The organism is Pigmentiphaga litoralis, from assembly GCF_013408655.1.
Taxonomy (GTDB): domain Bacteria; phylum Pseudomonadota; class Gammaproteobacteria; order Burkholderiales; family Burkholderiaceae_B; genus Pigmentiphaga; species Pigmentiphaga litoralis_A.
On sequence record NZ_JACCBP010000001.1, the window covers coordinates 2,638,737 to 2,656,362 of the forward strand.

Annotated in this window: 18 protein-coding genes; 7 read left to right on the plus strand and 11 right to left on the minus strand. The window is 64.9% G+C overall.

Going from position 1 to position 17,626, the window contains the following annotated elements; translation table 11 throughout:
• Positions 1–44: 44 nt before the first annotated feature.
• The 3 genes from HD883_RS11845 to HD883_RS11855 all read right to left on the minus strand — a co-directional run bounded on the left by HD883_RS11845 (position 45) and on the right by HD883_RS11855 (position 1,113).
• A complete protein-coding gene (locus tag HD883_RS11845) occupies positions 45–239 on the minus strand; it encodes a DUF1328 domain-containing protein (RefSeq protein ID WP_179585293.1) in 195 nt (64 codons plus the stop codon).
• A gap of 259 nt (positions 240–498) precedes the next feature.
• Complete coding sequence (locus HD883_RS11850; protein WP_179585291.1) at positions 499–708, minus strand: hypothetical protein; 210 nt, start codon at positions 706–708, stop codon at positions 499–501.
• 150 nt (positions 709–858) lie between these two features.
• Entirely contained in the window at positions 859–1,113 is a 255-nt protein-coding gene (locus HD883_RS11855; RefSeq protein WP_179585289.1) for a hypothetical protein, read from the minus strand.
• Positions 1,114–1,328: 215 nt separating this feature from the next.
• On the opposite strand from HD883_RS11855, the gene HD883_RS11860 reads away from it, so the two are divergent.
• Entirely contained in the window at positions 1,329–2,768 is a 1,440-nt protein-coding gene (locus HD883_RS11860; protein WP_257022149.1) for a M20 family metallopeptidase, read from the plus strand.
• A gap of 151 nt (positions 2,769–2,919) precedes the next feature.
• Here the strand turns inward: HD883_RS11860 and HD883_RS11865 are convergent, their stop codons facing one another.
• Together HD883_RS11865 and pap are read right to left on the minus strand one after the other, a co-directional pair.
• On the minus strand, positions 2,920–4,182 hold the full coding sequence (locus HD883_RS11865; RefSeq protein WP_179585285.1) for an MFS transporter: 1,263 nt from the start codon (positions 4,180–4,182) through the stop codon (positions 2,920–2,922).
• A gap of 238 nt (positions 4,183–4,420) precedes the next feature.
• On the minus strand, positions 4,421–5,914 hold the full coding sequence (pap, locus tag HD883_RS11870; RefSeq protein WP_179585284.1) for a polyphosphate:AMP phosphotransferase: 1,494 nt from the start codon (positions 5,912–5,914) through the stop codon (positions 4,421–4,423).
• Positions 5,915–6,037: 123 nt separating this feature from the next.
• On the opposite strand from pap, the gene fumC reads away from it, so the two are divergent.
• Positions 6,038–7,426, plus strand: a complete 1,389-nt coding sequence (gene fumC / locus HD883_RS11875; RefSeq protein ID WP_179585281.1) for a class II fumarate hydratase — start codon at positions 6,038–6,040, stop codon at positions 7,424–7,426.
• A 63-nt stretch (positions 7,427–7,489) separates the two neighbouring features.
• Here the strand turns inward: fumC and HD883_RS11880 are convergent, their stop codons facing one another.
• The gene (locus HD883_RS11880; RefSeq protein ID WP_179585279.1) at positions 7,490–8,707 is read right to left on the minus strand and encodes an FAD binding domain-containing protein; all 1,218 of its coding nucleotides are present in this window, start codon (positions 8,705–8,707) and stop codon (positions 7,490–7,492) included.
• Positions 8,700–9,155 (minus strand): VOC family protein, encoded by a 456-nt coding sequence (locus tag HD883_RS11885; protein WP_179585277.1) that lies wholly within the window; start codon positions 9,153–9,155, stop codon positions 8,700–8,702. Before HD883_RS11885 ends, HD883_RS11880 begins: the two co-directional genes overlap by 8 nt.
• A gap of 272 nt (positions 9,156–9,427) precedes the next feature.
• Here HD883_RS11885 and HD883_RS11890 point away from each other — a divergent pair, with 272 nt between their 5' ends.
• The 5 genes from HD883_RS11890 to HD883_RS11910 are packed head-to-tail and all read left to right on the plus strand — an operon-like array spanning position 9,428 to position 13,986.
• Positions 9,428–10,579, plus strand: a complete 1,152-nt coding sequence (locus HD883_RS11890; RefSeq protein ID WP_179588596.1) for an ABC transporter substrate-binding protein — start codon at positions 9,428–9,430, stop codon at positions 10,577–10,579.
• Between the two features lie 27 nt (positions 10,580–10,606).
• A complete protein-coding gene (locus HD883_RS11895) occupies positions 10,607–11,482 on the plus strand; it encodes a branched-chain amino acid ABC transporter permease (RefSeq protein WP_179585275.1) in 876 nt (291 codons plus the stop codon).
• Between the two features lie 17 nt (positions 11,483–11,499).
• Positions 11,500–12,501 (plus strand): branched-chain amino acid ABC transporter permease, encoded by a 1,002-nt coding sequence (locus HD883_RS11900; RefSeq protein ID WP_179585273.1) that lies wholly within the window; start codon positions 11,500–11,502, stop codon positions 12,499–12,501.
• On the plus strand, positions 12,491–13,267 hold the full coding sequence (locus HD883_RS11905; RefSeq protein ID WP_179585271.1) for an ABC transporter ATP-binding protein: 777 nt from the start codon (positions 12,491–12,493) through the stop codon (positions 13,265–13,267). Before HD883_RS11900 ends, HD883_RS11905 begins: the two co-directional genes overlap by 11 nt.
• A 14-nt stretch (positions 13,268–13,281) precedes the next feature.
• Entirely contained in the window at positions 13,282–13,986 is a 705-nt protein-coding gene (locus HD883_RS11910; RefSeq protein ID WP_179585269.1) for an ABC transporter ATP-binding protein, read from the plus strand.
• Positions 13,987–14,000: 14 nt separating this feature from the next.
• On the opposite strand, the gene HD883_RS11915 is transcribed toward HD883_RS11910, so the two are convergent.
• The 4 genes from HD883_RS11915 to HD883_RS11930 all read right to left on the minus strand — a co-directional run bounded on the left by HD883_RS11915 (position 14,001) and on the right by HD883_RS11930 (position 17,560).
• A complete protein-coding gene (locus tag HD883_RS11915; RefSeq protein ID WP_257022151.1) occupies positions 14,001–14,621 on the minus strand; it encodes a TetR/AcrR family transcriptional regulator in 621 nt (206 codons plus the stop codon).
• A gap of 176 nt (positions 14,622–14,797) precedes the next feature.
• Positions 14,798–16,228 carry a DHA2 family efflux MFS transporter permease subunit gene (locus tag HD883_RS11920; protein WP_179585265.1) on the minus strand — a complete coding sequence of 477 codons (1,431 nt, stop codon included), beginning with the start codon at positions 16,226–16,228 and terminating at the stop codon, positions 14,798–14,800.
• Between the two features lie 8 nt (positions 16,229–16,236).
• A complete protein-coding gene (locus HD883_RS11925) occupies positions 16,237–16,674 on the minus strand; it encodes a MarR family winged helix-turn-helix transcriptional regulator (RefSeq protein ID WP_179585263.1) in 438 nt (145 codons plus the stop codon).
• Positions 16,675–16,786: 112 nt separating this feature from the next.
• Positions 16,787–17,560, minus strand: coding sequence for an SDR family NAD(P)-dependent oxidoreductase (locus HD883_RS11930; protein WP_179585261.1), 774 nt, complete (start codon positions 17,558–17,560; stop codon positions 16,787–16,789).
• Positions 17,561–17,626 lie beyond the last annotated feature (66 nt).

Here is a 17,626-nt window from a genome sequence, read left to right on the forward strand (position 1 = left end):
TCACAAGGTAGCCACACTTTCAAAACCACGTTCAGTCCGGAACTTCAGTTCTGCCACTCACCTTCGTAGCGGTCTTCTTCATCGTCCGGGGTCGTCACAAAGAACGTCATGATAAAAGCGATGAGGGAGACAACAAAGAGGCCCATGGCGATCTCAGCAGCACTCGCGGCAATACCACCCATGCCAACGATGGCAACGAGCAGGGGGATCGCGAAAAAGATAGTAGCCCAGCGCAACATGTTTCTCTCCTTGTCTACCCAAGAAGCAACTTGACGCGCTTCTTGCAGTGTCTTGCCAATGACGGTCTTGGAACCGCCTGAATTTCATTGCCGTAACCGGCTTGCCCAGACCTATATGCAACTAGTGTGCCAGCTTGGTTGAAACTTCCCGAAACGTTGATATTGCTGGGTTTGCGGTGGTTCATGTCCAGGCTGGCTAGCCTGCTCTGCAAAACTTTCTTACCGCGACCGGCGTAAAAATTACATGGGCCGCCCAAAATTACGATTGCGCGCGATCCCGGCGCCGCTGAGCGTGATAGAAGCCGCGCATGGCGGTCTGGACCAGCACGTTGATGTCGCTTTCCATCGACTCGTAGGCGTTTTGCAGGAATTTCCTGGGCTTCATGCGGCGGCGTTCCGCCTCTTCGCGGTAAGCGCCGTCATCGCGGCTGGCGTTTTTGCGGGAGGGAGCGGAAAGGTGCTTGGACATGGCCATGGCGTCAGTACCTGTAGGGAATGGAAGAAAGGGCGTTGGAACTACGGTCGAGCAAATCGCAAAAGTCGTACCCAAGGGGACGGGGGCAGCGCCTGCATCCGGCGGACATACGGAGCCGCCCGATTCAGTCGGCGGCCACCTGGCTCAGACGATCAGGCAGCGGGCAGCCGGCGCCCGGCCGGGCGCATGGCTGCCATCGGCAGGCGCCGGTGCCGTCTTGCAGCGCGTGTCCGACGCATCGTCGATCCAGCGCTGTTCAATGGTGTTGGTGGCGGCAGGGGCGATGCCAACCGGACGCAAGGCGCGTCCGCCGGGAAAGGCGGGGCCAACGTTGAAAGGTTCGGCGCGGGGGGCGATGAAGTCATCGAACGCCGCAACGCGTTCGCTGTTCATCAGCACGGGCAAAGCCACAAAACCCATAATTGCCAGCACTGTGTAAAGATGCTTTGCGTTGTCCATCATCGATCCCCGGTCGTGTCGTCGGCTGCCCCGTCCACCGGGGCATCTCGGACATTGCCAGAGCAAAAGGTGTGCCGTGGACGATGCGCGCCGCTTTTCCGGCGTGCGCGGCAGAGGACTACACTGGAATGTCTCGCCAGAACGCAGAGCCCGCCATGAATCTCTCCGACCTCGGAAGCACCATCGCTCGTCGCTACGACGACGACATCATTCCCCGCCTTGTGGACTATGTCCGCATCCCCGCCAAGTCCCCCGCCTTCGATCCGAACTGGGCCGAACACGGCTACCTGGCCGACGTCATCACTTCGGCGAAACTGTGGGCCGCGGCCCAGGGCATTGCCGGGCTGCACGTCGAAATCGTGACGATCGACGGCCGCACGCCCTGCCTGTTCTTTGACGTGCCGGCTACGCAAGGCCTGGGCAGTGATCGCACCGTCATGTTTTACGGTCACCTCGACAAACAACCCGAAATGACGGGTTGGCGTGACGACCTTGGCCCCTGGATCCCCAAAATCGAAGACGGCAAGCTGTATGGCCGCGGCAGCGCCGACGACGGGTATGCGCTGTATGCGGCGCTGACCGCGATTTCGGCGATCGACGCCCAGGGTGCGCCGCGGCCCCGCTGCGTCGGCCTGATCGAAACCTGCGAAGAAAGCGGCAGCTTCGACCTGCCGCCGTATCTGGCGATGCTTGCGCCCCGCCTTGGCGACGTCATGCTGGTGGTCGGCATGGACTCGGGCTGCGGCAATTACGATCAGCTGTGGGTCACCACGTCCTTGCGCGGCCTGGCTGGCGGCGTGCTGACGGTCGAAGTGCTGACCGAAGGCGTCCACTCGGGCATGGCCAGCGGCCTGGTGCCCTCATCGTTCCGGATCGCGCGCCAGCTGCTGAACCGGATCGACGACCCGGCCACCGGCACCGTGCTGCTGCCCGAGCTGCAGGCCGACATCCCCGACGAACGGATGGAACAGGCGCGCACGGCCGGCGACATCCTGGGTGACCAGGTGTGGACGCAATTTCCGTGGGTGGGCTGCTCGCACGGCGCCGATGGCCATGCGCATGCCATGCCCACCACCACCGACCCGGTCGAAGGCATTCTGAATCGCACGTGGCGTCCTGCCCTGTCGGTCACGGGCGCGGCCGGCTTCCCAAGCATCGACGCGGCCGGCAACGTGTTGCGGCCCAAGACGTCGCTCAAGCTGAGCATGCGGCTGCCGCCCACGGTCGACGGCCACTTTGCCGCGCAGGTACTGAAACGCAAGCTGGAAGAAAACCCGCCCTATCAGGCCAATGTCCGCTTCGTGGGCGGTGAAGGCGCCACGGGCTGGAACGCGCCGGCCACCGCGCCCTGGCTGAAGGAAGCGCTCAATACCGCGTCGCAGGATGTGTACGGCAAGCCGGCCGCCTGGCTGGGCGAAGGCGGCACGATTCCGTTCATGGGGATGCTGGGCGAGTTCTTCCCGAAAGCCCAGTTCCTGATCACCGGCGTGCTGGGGCCAAAGTCGAATGCCCACGGTCCGAATGAATTCCTGCATATTCCGTATGTAAAGAAGCTGACGGCGGCGGTGGCGCAGGTGGTGGCCGGCGTCCGCTGAGGGCCGGGCCGGGCCGGCGTCTGCTGAGGGCCAGGCCGGCGTCTGCTAATGGCCGGGCCGGCGTCTGCTAGCGGCCGGGCCGGCGTCCACTAGCGGCCGGGCCGGGCGTCCTGCACGGGTGCAGCGACGCCCGGCCGGCGCCCGTGCCGTCTCAGCGTTCCTTGCCACGCCCCTTCAGCAGCAGCCACGCGCACGTCAGTGCCGGCACGACCAGCACCGCATACGCCACGGCATAGTTGCCAACGCCATCGCTGCCCGCCGCGACCGCGATCGTGCTGAGCAAAGGCTGCCCGACGAACACCCCCAGATAAGTGAACAACAAGGTGCCCCCGGTCGCCTGTCCGATCAGGCCCGGTGGCGCCCGCCGCGCCACTTCCGCCAGGAACACGCCGTTCCAGCCGATGCCCGACGCGCCGTACACCGCGGCGATCACCGCCACCACCGCGAACGGCGTGGAATCCTGCAGCAGCGCCACGCCCACGGACGCGGCCGCCATCATCAAGGCCAGAATGCCCAGCAGCGTTCGCGGCGCCACCCACCGGTCGGCCACCACGCCCCATAAGATCCGGCCGACCACGCCCGCTACTTGCGAGATCGACAGCGCGACACCCGCCGCGATCAGCGTCCAGCCCAGCGACAGATTCAGGAAGGTCACCAGGTAGGACGTCACCGCCAGCTGGATGGTTGAGAACAGCAACGAACACAAGGCCATCATGCGCAGGGCCGGCGTGCGCCACACCAGCTGTACCGGCTTGATCAGGTCGCGCCACTGGAAGGCGGCCGGGGCGTCGCGGTCCGCATCCAGCGCCCGCTGCACCGATTGCCCGATCACCGCGCACAGCACACAGGCAATCGCGGTCGACGCCAGCGCCAGCCGCCAGCCGACCAGCGCTTCGATCTGCGGCACCACCAGCGCGGCAATGACCCCGCCCACCGGCACGCCGGTCTGCTTGATCGAAAACACCAGCGACATGCGGTGGGGCGGCGTCGTCCGCAACAACAGGAAGGAACTGGCCGGCGTAATCGGGCCGTAGCCCATGCCGACCAGCACGGCGCCGATCGCGGCGCACGGCAGATTCCCCACGCACAGCAGACCCATGCCGGCCGAGCTGATCAGCAAGGAAGCCTGGCTGCACCGCATGGCGCCAAACCGGCTGACCAGCGTGCCGCCGACCACGCTCGTGAACATGGCCGCGAAATACACCAGCGCCATATAGATGCCGATCAGGCTGGGCGACCATCCCAGTTCGCGGGTGACGACCGGCCCGACCACTGCGGGCGCAATGGTGGCGGCCGACGCCAGCGCCTGGATCGCCAGCGTGACGAACAGTACCCAGGCGGTGCCGGGCTGGCCGGGGCGGCTAGCCGGGGAAGAGGAAGAAGGAGAAGCAGGCGAAGCAGAGGCAGGCGACATGCGAGGCGGGAAGGACGGGGCTGGAAAGCTGAGGCTGGCCGATAAGGCAGGACGACCGCTGCGTTCCCGGGGCGGGATCACGGGGCGGGATCAAATGCGAAGGTAGCCTCTACTTTACCCGGTCCCGCCCCCGCCCCGCCATCCGGCCACGCCGCCTGCGCGATCCGCGGGTCCCGTTCATGCCACCCGCCAGCCCGGCTCATGCCCTCCGCCGCCCCGGCTGATGCATCAACCCGAGTTACAGGCCGCGCTTGCCCAGGGCTTTCGCCAGCCCGTTGGTGACGGCTTCGATCACCTGCACCCGGGCCTGGCGTTTGTCGTCGGTGGCGACCACGTGCCACGGCGCGCCCACGGTATCGGTCCGCTCGAACATGGCGTCCGCGGCCTTCCGGTAGTCTTCCCACTTGTCGCGATTGCGCCAGTCGTCGGGCGTCAGCTTGAACCGCTTGAACGGCGTTTCGGCCCGTTCATTGAAGCGCCGCAATTGCTCTTCCTGCGACACGGCCAGCCAGAACTTGATCACCACCGCCCCGCTTTCCTGCAATTGCGATTCGAAGTCATTGATTTCGTCATAGGCCCGGCGCCATACCTCGGGGCCGATCAGCTTTTCGACCCGCTCCACCAGCACCCGGCCATACCAGGACCGGTCAAAGATCGCGACCCGGCCGTGCGTTGGCAGCCGATTCCAGAAGCGCCACAGATAGGGGTGGGCCTTTTCCATGTCGGTCGGGGCGCTGACGGGCATGACCGAATACTGCCGTGCGTCCAGCGCATGGGTGATCCGGCGGATCGCGCCGCCCTTGCCCGCCGCGTCGATGCCTTCGAACACCAGCACCAGGGACCGGTCCCTGAACGCCTTGTTGCGCACGAGCTGGCCCAGCCGCGCTTGCGCCGCGTCCATGCGGACTTCGTACGACTCGGGCGACATGGGCGCTGTCGGCAACATGGCCGCCGGCATGCTGGCGTGCGGCGACCGCAGCACGAAGGCGGGGGCGCCGACCTGCGCCGGCTGCGCGACCACCTTCGGCAACTTCCGATTGAACGCATCCAGCAACGCGGTCGCCGTCGTCACCATCCGCATCCGGTCGTCGGCGCCCGGCACCACCTGCCAGGGGGCATGCGGCGACTGGGTCGCGGCAATCACGGTTTCGCCCGCCTTGCGCAGGCGATCGTAGCGCTTGTGCACCAGGCGATCGGCCTTCGACACCCGCCAGGCCGTGGCCGGGTCGGCCAGCTGCTTGCGGATGCGCCCGGCCTGCGCGTCGCGCGACAGGTGATACCAGAGCTTGACGATCTGCACGCCGTCAGCCGCCAGCAGGGCCTCGAAGCGCTGGATCTCGGCCGCCAGGAAGGCGATGGCGTCGGGGTCAGGATGCTTGCTCGACGCCTCCGCCATCAACGGGGCGTACCAGGAATCGAACACGATACCCAGTTGCCCCTTGGGCGGCAGCGCGTTCCAGTATTGCCACAGCGGGGGGCGCTGCGCCGATTCCGGGGTTTCCGTGCCAAACGCCAGGGTATGGATATTGCGCGGATCCATCCATTCATTGAGCTGGTTGACCGTCGATCCCTTGCCCGCGCCGTCAATGCCGGCCACCACCAGCAGCACGGTGCGGTCGGCCTTCTCGAGCAGCGCGTACTGCCGCTGCAGCAGCGCGGTGCGCAATGCGCCTTCGCGCGCCGCGAAGTCGTCCTTCGACATGACGGGATCACGTTCTGCTGACTCGAACACATGGCTCTCCTGGTTATGGCCTCTGGAAGGCTTTACCACAGTCGCAAGCAGGGGCACAAGGCGGCCGCCAGGAAGAGTCTGCTAATCTGGAATGATTCCTAATCCACGCATAGGAGCGCGAGCATGAGTACCCGCAGTGAGAAAGACACCTTCGGTCCGATCGACGTCCCCAACGAACATCTTTGGGGTGCGCAGACCCAGCGGTCCCTGCAATTCTTCGCGATCTCGACCGAAAAGATGCCCCCGCAGCTGATCGAGGCCCTGGCCTTCGTCAAGCGCGCCGCCGCCAAGGTCAACGCCGAACTGGGCGCGCTGGACCCGGCCATTGCCGATGCGATCCAGAAGGCGGCCGACGAAGTCATCGCCGGCAAGTGGCCCAACGAATTCCCCCTCAGCATCTGGCAGACCGGCTCGGGCACCCAGAGCAACATGAACATGAACGAAGTGCTCGCCAATCGGGCGTCCGAAATCATGGGCGGCGAACGTGGCGAAGCGCGCAAGGTGCACCCGAACGATCACGTCAATCGCGGCCAATCGTCCAACGACGTGTTCCCGACCGCCATGCACGTGGCCGCCGCCATGCAGGTCCAGTCGCACCTGCTGCCTGCCATCGCCCATCTGCGCGAGACCATCTCCGCCAAGTCCAAGGCGTTCGACGACATCGTCAAGATCGGCCGTACGCACCTGCAGGACGCCACGCCGTTGACCCTGGGCCAGGAACTGTCGGGCCATGAAGCCATGCTGGCGCTGGCCGATGAACAGTTGCGCGCCGCAACCAAAAGCCTTTATCAGCTGGCGATTGGCGGCACCGCGGTGGGCACCGGCCTGAACGCGCATCCGGAATTCGCTACCCGCATGGCGACCGAACTGGCCAAGGACACGGGCGTGCCGTTCGTGTCGGCGCCCAACAAGTTCCAGGCGCTTGCATCCCACGAAGGCCTGCTGTTTGCGCACGGCGCACTCAAGGCCCTGGCGGCCAGCGCCATGAAGATCGCCAACGATATCCGCTGGCTGTCGAGCGGCCCGCGGTCGGGCCTGGGCGAACTGAGCATTCCGGAAAACGAACCGGGCAGCTCCATCATGCCGGGCAAGGTCAACCCGACCCAGTCCGAAGCGCTGACCATGATCGCGGCCCAGGTCATGGGCAACGACGTGGCGCTGAACATCGGCGGCGCGAGCGGCAACTTCGAACTGAACGTGTTCAAGCCCGTCATCATCCATAACTTCCTGCAGTCGGTTCGCCTGCTGGCCGATGGCCTGGCGAGCTTCGACAAGAACTGCATGGTGGGCCTGGAGCCCAACCGCGAACGCATCGCCGAACTGGTGGACCGGTCGCTGATGCTGGTGACGGCGCTCAACCCGCACATCGGCTACGACAAGGCCGCCCAGATCGCCAAGAAGGCGCACAAGGAAGGCCTGTCGCTCAAGGAATCGGCGCTGGCCCTTGGCCACCTGACCGAAGAAGAGTTCGACAAGTGGGTCGTGCCGTCGGACATGACCGGCGAGAAGTAAAGGTCTCGGCGTCGCCGGTCCAGGTGACGCCGCGTCAGGCACCCAGCGGGGCGGCTTCCCGCCTCAGTGTCTGCTAGGGGCTACGGCCGTTTCACGCATGATGGCTTCCGGCGTGCGGTAGCGTTCCGCCATCTCGCGTTCTTCGGCGGTCCGCAGCTGCGCCTGCATGTAGGCGCCCAGCGCCCGGGCATGGCCCACGATGAACGCACCGGTGCCCAAGCGCTGCGCTTCATAGTCGGCCAGGGCATCCGGGATGCTGGCATGCCGGGTCAAGGCATCCACCAGCGCCATCGCGTCCCCCGCTGCTTTCGTCACGCCCATGCCGCAATGCGGCCGGGCCACGAAGGCGGCGTCCCCCAGCAAGGCCACCTGACCCAGCGCAATGCGCGGGCTTTCCAGATCAAAGATCGGCTGGAAGAACAGGTTCTCGGTCTTTTCCACCACTTCGGCAAATTGCGGCGCCAGCACGTCTCGCGCCGCCTGGCGCGCCTGCGTGACGAATTCGGGCCGGATCAGCGGCGGCGGAATGCCGTCCATCCACACGCGGCCGTTGGCGTCGGTCACCATGTCGCGAAAGGTCGTGGCTTCATCGGCCGGGCGGTACCACACGAAATTGAAGCGGCGCCGGCCCGGCTCCACGCCGTTGTGCTGGCCCGCTACCGGATAGGCAATCATCTGCTCGCACGGCGGAATGCCGAACGCAAAGTACGGGAACAGCTCCTTGCGCACCCGCTCGCTCAACACGGACTCATCCACCAGGCCGCGCCATGCCACGTAGCCGGCATACACCGGATTGGCGTCGGGCAGCAGCGCCTTGCGAATGGTGGATCGCAGCCCGTCGGCAGCCACGACCAGGTCGGCCTGATCGCGAAAGCCATCGCGGAACACCAGCTTGACGGCACTGCCGTCCTGCTCGATGGACGCCAGCTCCCGGCCGTTGTGATACCGGTCTGCCGGGAACGCCGACTTCAGGATGCTGTACAGGCGGCCCCAGGCCGTCAGCACCTGGGGCATGGCGCGCCGCCCGAGCACGGACCCGTCTTGCGCCAGGGTCACCCGTTCCTGCACCGACACGCCAATCGCGTCATCGGTGGGCAGCCCCATGGCGGCCAGGGCGTCCATCAATTCCGGATGGGTCACGATGCCCGCGCCCCGCCCTTCCAGTTCGTCGGCCACCCGCTCGTGCACGTGCACGTCCCATCCGGCACGCAGCAACAGATTGGCGGCAAACAGCCCACCCAGCGATCCGCCCACCACGATGGCTTTGCGCGATTCATTCATGACGGACTCCCGAGGCCAGCGCTTCGGCCGCTGGAAAATTCAATTCGATGGTGACTCCCGACGGGTCTTCCATGAACACCTGATGCAACCCCATGTCGGGGACGGTGCGCTCGCGGTATTCCAGCCCGGCTTCCTGCAGACGCCGCCGCATGTCCGCCAAATCGGTGGCCAGGAAGGCCACATGATCGATCGCGCCGCTGCCATGCAGGCTGGACTCGTCCATCTCGCCCAGGTACTCGGTCAGGCCCGACGGATCGTCCTTGTCGATGCCGATGATGTGGACCACGCCGTAGTCAGCCTCGTCGCCGCCGCGATAGAGCCAGATGCCAGGAAACTTGAATGCCGGCCGATAGCCTTCCTTGAAGCCGAGGATGCCGGTATAGAAGCGGCGCGTCGCCTCGATATCGGTGGTGCGAACAGAAAAATGAGCCAGCTTGCTGATCGGCATGATCGTCTCCGTTAAGTTATCGATGGATAAATACTAAGCGCGTTTATCCGCGGCCCGCAAGCCTTCCCGCATCAAAGCGGCCTAGGGTTTCCCCCTTCTATTGATCAATTGACAAATAAGCCGCTGGAACTCAAAGTTATCGAATGATAAACAGCAACGTATCCCGTCCGGGACATGCCGATCAGGAGACCACCATGCCACTGCCCTCCCCCCACCGCCGCCCCACCCTGCGCCTGGCCACCACCGCCGTGCTGCTGGGCGCTTGCGCCCTGATGCAGGCCCAGGCGCAGGCTCAGGCCATCAAGATCGGCCTGCCCGTTCCGCTGACCGGCCCCTACGGCGCCGAAGCGCAGGACCAGGTGCGCAATGCCGAACTGGCCACCAAGGAATTCAACGATGCCGGCGGCATGGCCGGACGCAAGGCGGAACTGCTGGTGCGCGACGATCGGCTCAACCCCGGCGAGGCGGCCACGCGCGCACTGGAACTGATCGAAAAGGAAGGCGTCAGCTTCATCGTGGGCGGCCTGTCCGCGGCCACGCAGCTGTCGATCAACAACGTGACCAAGCAGCGCAAGGTGCTGTATGTGTCGATCAGCCAGTCCGACGCGATCAACGAAGCCACCGATGCCGGCCCCTACACCTTTCATGAAGCGCTCAACCCGCACATGACGACGCAGGCCGTCGGCAAGTACGTGTTCAAGCGCGGCATGAAGGTCGCGTTCCTGACGGCCGACTACGCCTATGGCCACGAAATGACGCGCGGCTTTACGGCGGTCGCAAAAGAGATGGGCGCCGAAGTCGTTGGCGAGGTCAAGCATCCGCTGGGTGCGACCGACTTCTCGGCCTTCCTGCCCCGCATCCGTGCGATGAACGCCGACGTGCTGGTGTTCAACAACTTTGGCGCCGACAACCGCATCTCGATCAAACAGGCCGGCGACTTCGGCATGAAAAAGCAGATGAAGTTCGTCACGCCCATCCTGACCTACACCGCGCGGGTGTCGGGCGGCGCCAGCACCTATGACGGCGTGATCGGCGGCACGCAGTACTACTGGAAGCTGCAGGACACCGTGCCGTCGGCCAAGACCTTCAACGCCGCCTTTCGCGCGGCCAACAAGGACCGCTATCCGTCCGACTACGGCGCAATGGCCTATTCGGCGGTCAAGTCGCTGTTGATGGCGGTCAAGACGGCGGGCTCCACCGAACCCGACAACGTCGCATCGGCCCTGCGCGCGCTCAAGTACGACACGTACAAGGGCGCGCAGTACTACCGCGGCTGCGATCAGCAGTCGGTGCAGTCGGTCATGGTGATCCAGTCGGCCGCCACGCAGGCCAGCCACCCCGACGAAGTCTTCAAGGTGCTGCATGTCGAGCCGCCCAGCGAGGCCCTGCTGCGTTCGTGCGCAACGCTCGGCTTCAAGGGCTGACGTGACCCCTTTCCAGGAGGATCCCGCATGACATTCGATCTCATCGCCCTGCAGTTGTTCACCGGACTGGCCCTGGGCGCCATCTATGTGTTGCTGGCCGTCGGCCTGTCGCTGATCTTCGGCATGCTGACGGTCGTCAACTTCGCACACGGTGCGTTCTACATGCTGGGCGCGTACGCCGGCTTCTATGTGGCCGAAAAAACCGGCAGCTTCTGGCTGGCCATGCTGCTGGCGCCGATCATCGTCGCAGGCATCGGCATGATGTGCGAACGCTGGCTGATCCGGCCGCTGTACGGGCGGGGGATCGACTATCCGCTGCTGCTGACCTTCGGACTGGCCTACATGATGGTCGAAGCCGTACGCATGATCTTTGGCCGCGCAGGCTTGCCCTTCGATACGCCCGAACTCCTGCAAGGCGCGACCAACCTGGGCTTTGCCGACTTTCCGACCTATCGGCTGTTCGTGATCGGCGTGGTCGTCGCGCTGCTGGCGGTGCTGTGGTTCTTTATCGAAAAGACCTCGCTGGGCCTGATCGTCCGGGCCGGTGCGCGGGACCCGGTCATCGTGCGGGTGCTGGGTGTCGACATCTCCAAGGTCTGGCTGATCGTGTTTGGCGTGGGCACCGGCATTGCCGCCCTGGCGGGCGTGCTGGCTGCGCCGCTGCAAGGCGTGTCGCCCGACATGGGCACCTCGGTCCTGATCGTCGCCTTTGTCGTGACGGTGGTGGGCGGCATGGGCTCGCTGACGGGCGCCGTGGTCGCGGGCCTGCTGGTGGGCGTCGCCGAAAGCATGTCCGTGCTGTTCTTTCCCGAGGCCGCCAAAGTCTCGATGTTCGTCATCATGGCCATCGTGCTGCTGTTCCGTCCGCAAGGGCTGTTCGGACGCGCCGGCCTCATGACCTGAACCCCAAGCGAGTCATCATGAGCGAATCCCTCACTCCCCTCATTCCGGCGGCGCCGGCCCGTCCCGTGCCTGCCACCGGCTGGCTCGACTGGGTGGCGCGCCACCGCGTGCTGGTCACCCTGGCCTTCTTTGCCGTGTTCCCGTGGCTGATGCCCTACCAGTCGGTGGCCATCAACATCCTGATCTTCGGGTTGTATGCGGTGGGCTTCAACCTGCTGTTCGGCTATACCGGCCTGCTGTCCTTCGGGCATGCGGCGTTCCTGGGCGTCGGCGGCTACACGGCCGGCATCCTGATCGCGCAGCATGGGGCAGCCTGGTGGTGGGCGATCCCCGCCGCCGTGGTCATGGCCGCCGTTGTCGCGCTGGTGATGGGCCTGCTGGCCATCCGCACCCGCGGCATCTACTTCGCGATGGTGACGCTGGCGCTGTCGCAGTGCGTGTACTTCCTGGTTTACCAGTTGCCCGCCTCCGGCGGCGAGAACGGCCTGCGCGGCGCGAACGTGTCCGACGTGTCCGTGTTCGGCCTGCACCTGAACCTGCTGGACCCGATGCAGAAGTACTACTTCATGCTGGCCTTTGTTGCCGTGGCGTTGCTGGCCCTGTCGCGGATCCTGGCGTCACCCTTCGGTGGCGTCATCGAAGCCATACGCGAAAACGAATCGCGGGCCCGCGCCTGCGGCTTCAATGTGGAACGCAGCAAGCTGCTGGCCTTTGTGCTGTCGGCGGCCTTTTGTGGCCTGGCGGGCGCGCTGTATGCGATCCACCTGTCTAGCGTCGCGATCGAAACCCTGGCCTACACCACGTCGGGCATGGTGGTCATGCTGTGCCTGCTGGGCGGCATGGGCACCTACTTCGGTCCCTTCGTTGGCGCCGCCCTGTTCCTGGTGATCCAGGACGTGATCTCGGAATACACCGAAAACTGGCAGCTGTATGTGGGCGCCGTGTTTGTGTTCTTCGTGCTCTTCTTCCCGAAAGGCGTATGGGGCACCCTGCTGGAGAAACTTCGCCATGACCGCTGAACATTCGGACGCGTCCACGCATGACACGCTGATCGAAACCCGCAACGTCAGCAAGCGCTTTGGCGGCTTCCTGGCGCTCAAGGACATCTCGGTCCGCATTCCGCGCGGCAAGCTCACTTCCATCATCGGGCCAAACGGCGCCGGCAAAAGCACCTACTTCAACATGCTGTCGGGCGCGCACACCCCCAGCGGCGGGCAGGTCATCTTCGATGGCCAGGACATCACGGGCCTGAAGCCGCACGACTTCGCGCACATCGGCATCGCCAAGTCTTTCCAGATCACCAACCTGTTTCCGCGCTTTACCGCGCTGGAAAACGTACGCATTGCCTTGCAGGCGCACGTGTCGCGCTACGGCTTGTGGCGCAAGCGGTCCGCCCTGGCCGGGCTGGAAGAGCGGGCCATGGACCTGCTGCGCACCGTCGGCCTGCAAGACCGTGCCCGGCACCGCGCGCACGAACTGGCGCACGGGCAGCAGCGCAGCCTGGAAATCGCGGTGGCCCTGGCGGCCGATCCGAAGCTGCTGCTGATGGATGAGCCCACCGCCGGCATGAGCCCGGAAGAGACCAGGACGATGATGCACCTGATCCGCGAACTGGTCGAGGCGCGCACGGTCGTGCTGGTCGAACACAAGATGAAGATGGTGATGGGCATCAGCGACCGGATCGTAGTGCTGCATCACGGTGAACTGCTGGCAGAAGGCACGCCCGACGACATCCGTTCCGACGAACAGGTCAAGCGGGTCTACCTTGGCCAGGGCAATCATTGAAAGAGACAACCATCATGCTGCACATTCAAGATCTTCATGCCTGGTATGGCGAGGCCCACGTCCTGCAGGGCGTGAACCTGCAGGTCCGTCAGGGCGAGCTGGTCTGCCTGGTGGGCCGCAACGGCGCGGGCAAGACCACCACGGTCAAAAGCGTGGCCGGACTCATGACCAAGGTCAAAGGGTCGATCACCTTCGACGGCCAGGAAATCCTGGGGCTGCCGGCGCATGCCCGGTATGCGCGCGGGCTGGCCTACGTGCCTGAAGAAAGGCGCATCGTGCCCGGGCTGACGGTGCGCGAGAACATCCGCCTGGGCTTGCTGCGGTCACCGCTGCACGCGCGCGAAGCGGAGATCATCGACGAGATTGCCGACACCTTTCCGCGTTTGAAGGAACGCCTGGATCAGCAGGCAGTGACTATGTCGGGCGGTGAACAGCAGATGCTGACGATCGCGCGGGCCATGGCGGCCAAGCCCAAGTTCGTGCTGCTGGACGAGCCATCGGAAGGCATCATGCCGCTGCTGGTCGACGAGATGTTCGAGTACTTCACGGCGCTGAAAAAGTCGGGCGTCACGATCCTGCTGATCGAGCAGAACGTGGAACTGGCGCTGCGGATTGCCGACCGCGCCTACATCCTGGACCAGGGGGAAGTGGTGTATGCGAATGATGCGGCCGCCATGCTGGCGGACGCGTCGATTCAGGAGCGGTACTGCGCGGTGTAAGCCCTGACGCGGACTCAGCCCTTGCGCAAGTCCGCCATCACCCTGGGCGCGCCGTGCAGGAAGGCGGCGACCTTGGTTTCGATCAGGCCGTCGATATCCTTCGGGATCTTCAGGCCGTAGATCCATTTGCGCACGCCCAGGTAGAAGATGCTGGCGTGCAGCGCCCACACCAGTTCGATCTCGGGTTCGAGTTCGGCCGCGCCTGCCGGCGCCTTGATGCCGTATTCGTGGCGGATCTCGGCCAGCACCGGCAGAAACACCTTGGACCGCAGCTTGCTCAGGTAGGTGTTGTTGATGCCTTCGCGCGTCAGCCCGGCAAAGATGAAGATGCGGATCCACTCTTCGCGCAGGATCACGCGGGCGTAATCGCTGTAGAACGACACCAGCCGGTCGGCCAGCGGAATGCTGCGGTCGGTCAGCACCGTTTCCCACGTCGGGCGCCAGCTGAACACTTCGCTGTACACCCGGTCGATCAGCGCTTCCTTGCTCGGAAAATAGCGATACAGCAGCGGCTGGGTCACCCCGATTTCGCGGGCCAGTTCGCGCGTGCTGCCCGAAAAGCCATGCCGCGTGAAATGCTCGATGGCCTTTTCCACGATCTGCTGTTCGCGCTGTTCGGGCGCCAGGCGTTTCATGCCGGGGACGGGTTCCGAATCCGGAGCGGGAGCGGCAGTGGCTTTCGTTGACTTGACCATGACCTTGACTATCGAATGCACCAACGGGTTGACGAAAAAAATGCAGGCGGCCAACTGATTATCAGTCGATCACCTGCACGATCTCATGCGGGTTGGCTGTCGTCAAGCCGTGGTCATCACTTCTTGCCGCTCACTTCTGCGCCTGCTGTCAACGACAGTCCGCGGAAGTACCAGATGGACACAAAAAAGGCGACGCCGATCAGCAGATAGCCGGGCATCACGTCCCGCGCTTCCAGCACCGTGACCCCACGCAGATGCATGCTGGTCTTGAGTGAAAACGCCGCCAGCGCCACGCCCAGGCTGATCGCCAGTTGCTGCGCCACGCTGGCCAGGCCCGTGGCGCGGCCCATCTGTTCCGACGTGATGTCGGCATAGGCCAGGGTGTTGACCGCGGTCAGCTGCAAGGACCGGAAAAAGCCACCCAGCAGCAGCACGGCCAGGATCACCATGTGGGGCGTGTCCACGTCGAACAGAATGCAGCCCATGATGGACAGGCCGGTCAGGATCGCATTGACCATCAGCACCTTGCGAAAGCCCGCGCGCTGGATGATGCGCGGCGCGGTCACCTTCATGGCCAGCGCGCCCACCGCACCCGAAAACGTCAGCATCCCGGCGGCAAAGGGCGTCAGCCCAAAGCCGACCTGCAACTGCATGGCCAGCAGGAAGGGCACGGCGCCCACGGCCAGCCGGCACAGATTGCCGCCCACGATGGCGGTTGAAAACGTCGGCACCTTCAGCAAACTGAAGTCCAGGATAGGATGGGGCGTGCGGCGCGCATGCAGGATGTACAGCCAGCCGCACAGGAGGCCGCCCGCCACCATCGCGCCCGTGGCCAGCGGCGAGAGCACGCCATGCGCCATGGCGTCGAAAGAAAACACCAGGCTGGCCAGGCACAGTCCGGTCAGAACGAAACCGATCACATCCAGTGGTTGCGCCTGTCCACCATCAATGTTCTTGATGTAGCGCAGCACCAGCACGACACCCAGCAGGCCGATCGGCACGTTGATGAAAAAGATCCAGCGCCACGACGTATAGGTGACCAGGAAGCCGCCCAGCGCCGGGCCCATGATCGGCCCCAGCAGCGCCGGCATGCTCAGGAAAGACATGGCGCGGACCATCTCGCTTTTCTTGACCGATCGCAGCAGCACGATGCGGCCTACCGGCACCATCATGGCGCCGGCAAAGCCCTGCACCACGCGCCCGCACAACAGTTGCGGCAAGGTCTGCGCCAGGCCGCAGCCCATCGACGCCACCGTGAACAGGGCAATGGCCGCGGCAAATACCTGGCGCGCGCCGAAGCGGTCGGCCGCCCACCCGCAGATCGGCACGAACACCGCGACGCTGAGCAGATAGGCGGTGATCGCAATATTCATGCGCACCGGATCTTCGTTCAAGGATGCTGCCATGGCCGGCAGCGCGGTCGCGATCACGGTCGCGTCCAGCATCTGCATGAACAGGGCACAGCCCACGATCAGCGGCACGACCATGGGCGACACGCGCGCGCCGATGCGTTGGAAAAGCGGCAGGTCGTTGGTGTGGTGATACATGGCGTCCCCTAGTTCCCGAGCAGCGTCAGTGCGTTGACAGCCTTGGCCAGCGCCGCCCGTTCCGCGGCCGGCAGGCTGGCGACCTGCCTGGCCAGCCAGTCGGTCCGCAGCCGGCGCACGTCGCTGACCAGCTTTTCGGCCTGCGGCGTGATCGCCAGTCCCACGCGCCGGCGGTCGGCGTGCAGGGTCTGGTCGCGGACCACATAGCCCTGCTCTTCCAGCTGCTTGACGTGCGTGCTCATCGTGGCGGTCCGCATGTTCTCGCGGGTGGCCAGATCGCTGACGCCAATACCGGGTTCCTTGCCAATGGTGGTGAGCACCATGACCATCAGCGGCGACACGCCCAAAGACAGCGTTTCGCGCCGCAGCTGGCGGTTCAGGCGCAGGATGGCCGGCCGCAGCGCGGCGGCAAGTTCGACTGATTCGGGGGAAGGCAGGTCGGGCATGGCGGCAGCGGGGGCCGGAGCCCCTGCTCGGATAGTTAGTTAATCTAACTATATGATACGCCCGTTGCGCGCCGCCGGAAAGGGCTGGCTCACGACACCCTGTGACGGGGCTTTACAGGACGCCCGATGCGCCGCCGTCCAGGTTGATGCTGCTGCCGGTCACGTAGCTGGCGGCCGACGACGCCAGGAACACGATGACATTGGCGGCTTCTTCGGCTTCGCCCACGCGCTTGAGCGGAATGTCCTTGGCAAAGTCGGTGTAGAAGTCATCGATGGCCACGCCCTTTGCAGCGGCGTTCTTTTCGTGCTGCCCGGCCTTGATCTTGCCGATGCAGACGGCATTGACCAGGATGTTGTCGCCGGCCAGTTCCTTGGACAGCGCCTTGGTCAGGGCCAGTCCTGCCGCGCGCGACACCGATGTCGGCATCGACGTGGCCGCCGGCTGCTTGCCGCCGATGGTCGACAGGTTGATGATCCGGCCGCCGCCCTGCTTTTTCATGTGGGGGATCGCGACGCGCGAGCAGCGGATGGCGCCATAGACCTTGAGTTCCATGTCGCCTGCCCAGTCTTCATCCGTCATCTGCAGGAAAGGACCGCGCTTGGACGTGCCGGCGTTGTTCACCAGAATGTCGATCCGGCCGAAGGTCTTGTCGACCGCGGCAAAGAACGCGTCGATGCTGGCGGGCTGGCTGATGTCCGCCGCCATGCCGAACACGTCGCCGCCCAGGTCCCGCAGCTGTTTGACGGTGCGTTCCACCGATTCGGCCGTGCGCGCGCAGATGGCGACACGGGCGCCTTCTTCCACGAATTTGCGCGCGGTCGCATAGCCGATGCCTGCCGTTGCGCCGGTCACGACGGCAACCTTGCCTTGAAGTCCGAGTTCCACGATGAGCTTCCTGTTAAGTATGAAAACGACGGGCGTATGGTCGCCAGTTGGCGTGGCGACGTCAAA

Excerpts from the sequence above, each read along its gene's own strand:
- HD883_RS11845 (WP_179585293.1), bottom strand. The coding sequence starts at position 239 with ATGTTGCGCTGGGCTACTATCTTTTTCGCGATCCCCCTGCTCGTTGCC.
- HD883_RS11850 (WP_179585291.1), bottom strand. The coding sequence starts at position 708 with ATGTCCAAGCACCTTTCCGCTCCCTCCCGCAAAAACGCCAGCCGCGAT.
- HD883_RS11860 (WP_257022149.1), top strand. The coding sequence starts at position 1,329 with ATGAATCTCTCCGACCTCGGAAGCACCATCGCTCGTCGCTACGACGAC.
- HD883_RS11865 (WP_179585285.1), bottom strand. The coding sequence starts at position 4,182 with ATGTCGCCTGCCTCTGCTTCGCCTGCTTCTCCTTCTTCCTCTTCCCCG.
- fumC (WP_179585281.1), top strand. The coding sequence starts at position 6,038 with ATGAGTACCCGCAGTGAGAAAGACACCTTCGGTCCGATCGACGTCCCC.
- HD883_RS11880 (WP_179585279.1), bottom strand. The coding sequence starts at position 8,707 with ATGAATGAATCGCGCAAAGCCATCGTGGTGGGCGGATCGCTGGGTGGG.
- HD883_RS11885 (WP_179585277.1), bottom strand. The coding sequence starts at position 9,155 with ATGCCGATCAGCAAGCTGGCTCATTTTTCTGTTCGCACCACCGATATC.
- HD883_RS11890 (WP_179588596.1), top strand. The coding sequence starts at position 9,428 with ATGCAGGCCCAGGCGCAGGCTCAGGCCATCAAGATCGGCCTGCCCGTT.
- HD883_RS11895 (WP_179585275.1), top strand. The coding sequence starts at position 10,607 with ATGACATTCGATCTCATCGCCCTGCAGTTGTTCACCGGACTGGCCCTG.
- HD883_RS11900 (WP_179585273.1), top strand. The coding sequence starts at position 11,500 with ATGAGCGAATCCCTCACTCCCCTCATTCCGGCGGCGCCGGCCCGTCCC.
- HD883_RS11905 (WP_179585271.1), top strand. The coding sequence starts at position 12,491 with ATGACCGCTGAACATTCGGACGCGTCCACGCATGACACGCTGATCGAA.
- HD883_RS11910 (WP_179585269.1), top strand. The coding sequence starts at position 13,282 with ATGCTGCACATTCAAGATCTTCATGCCTGGTATGGCGAGGCCCACGTC.
- HD883_RS11915 (WP_257022151.1), bottom strand. The coding sequence starts at position 14,621 with ATGAAACGCCTGGCGCCCGAACAGCGCGAACAGCAGATCGTGGAAAAG.
- HD883_RS11920 (WP_179585265.1), bottom strand. The coding sequence starts at position 16,228 with ATGTATCACCACACCAACGACCTGCCGCTTTTCCAACGCATCGGCGCG.
- HD883_RS11925 (WP_179585263.1), bottom strand. The coding sequence starts at position 16,674 with ATGCCCGACCTGCCTTCCCCCGAATCAGTCGAACTTGCCGCCGCGCTG.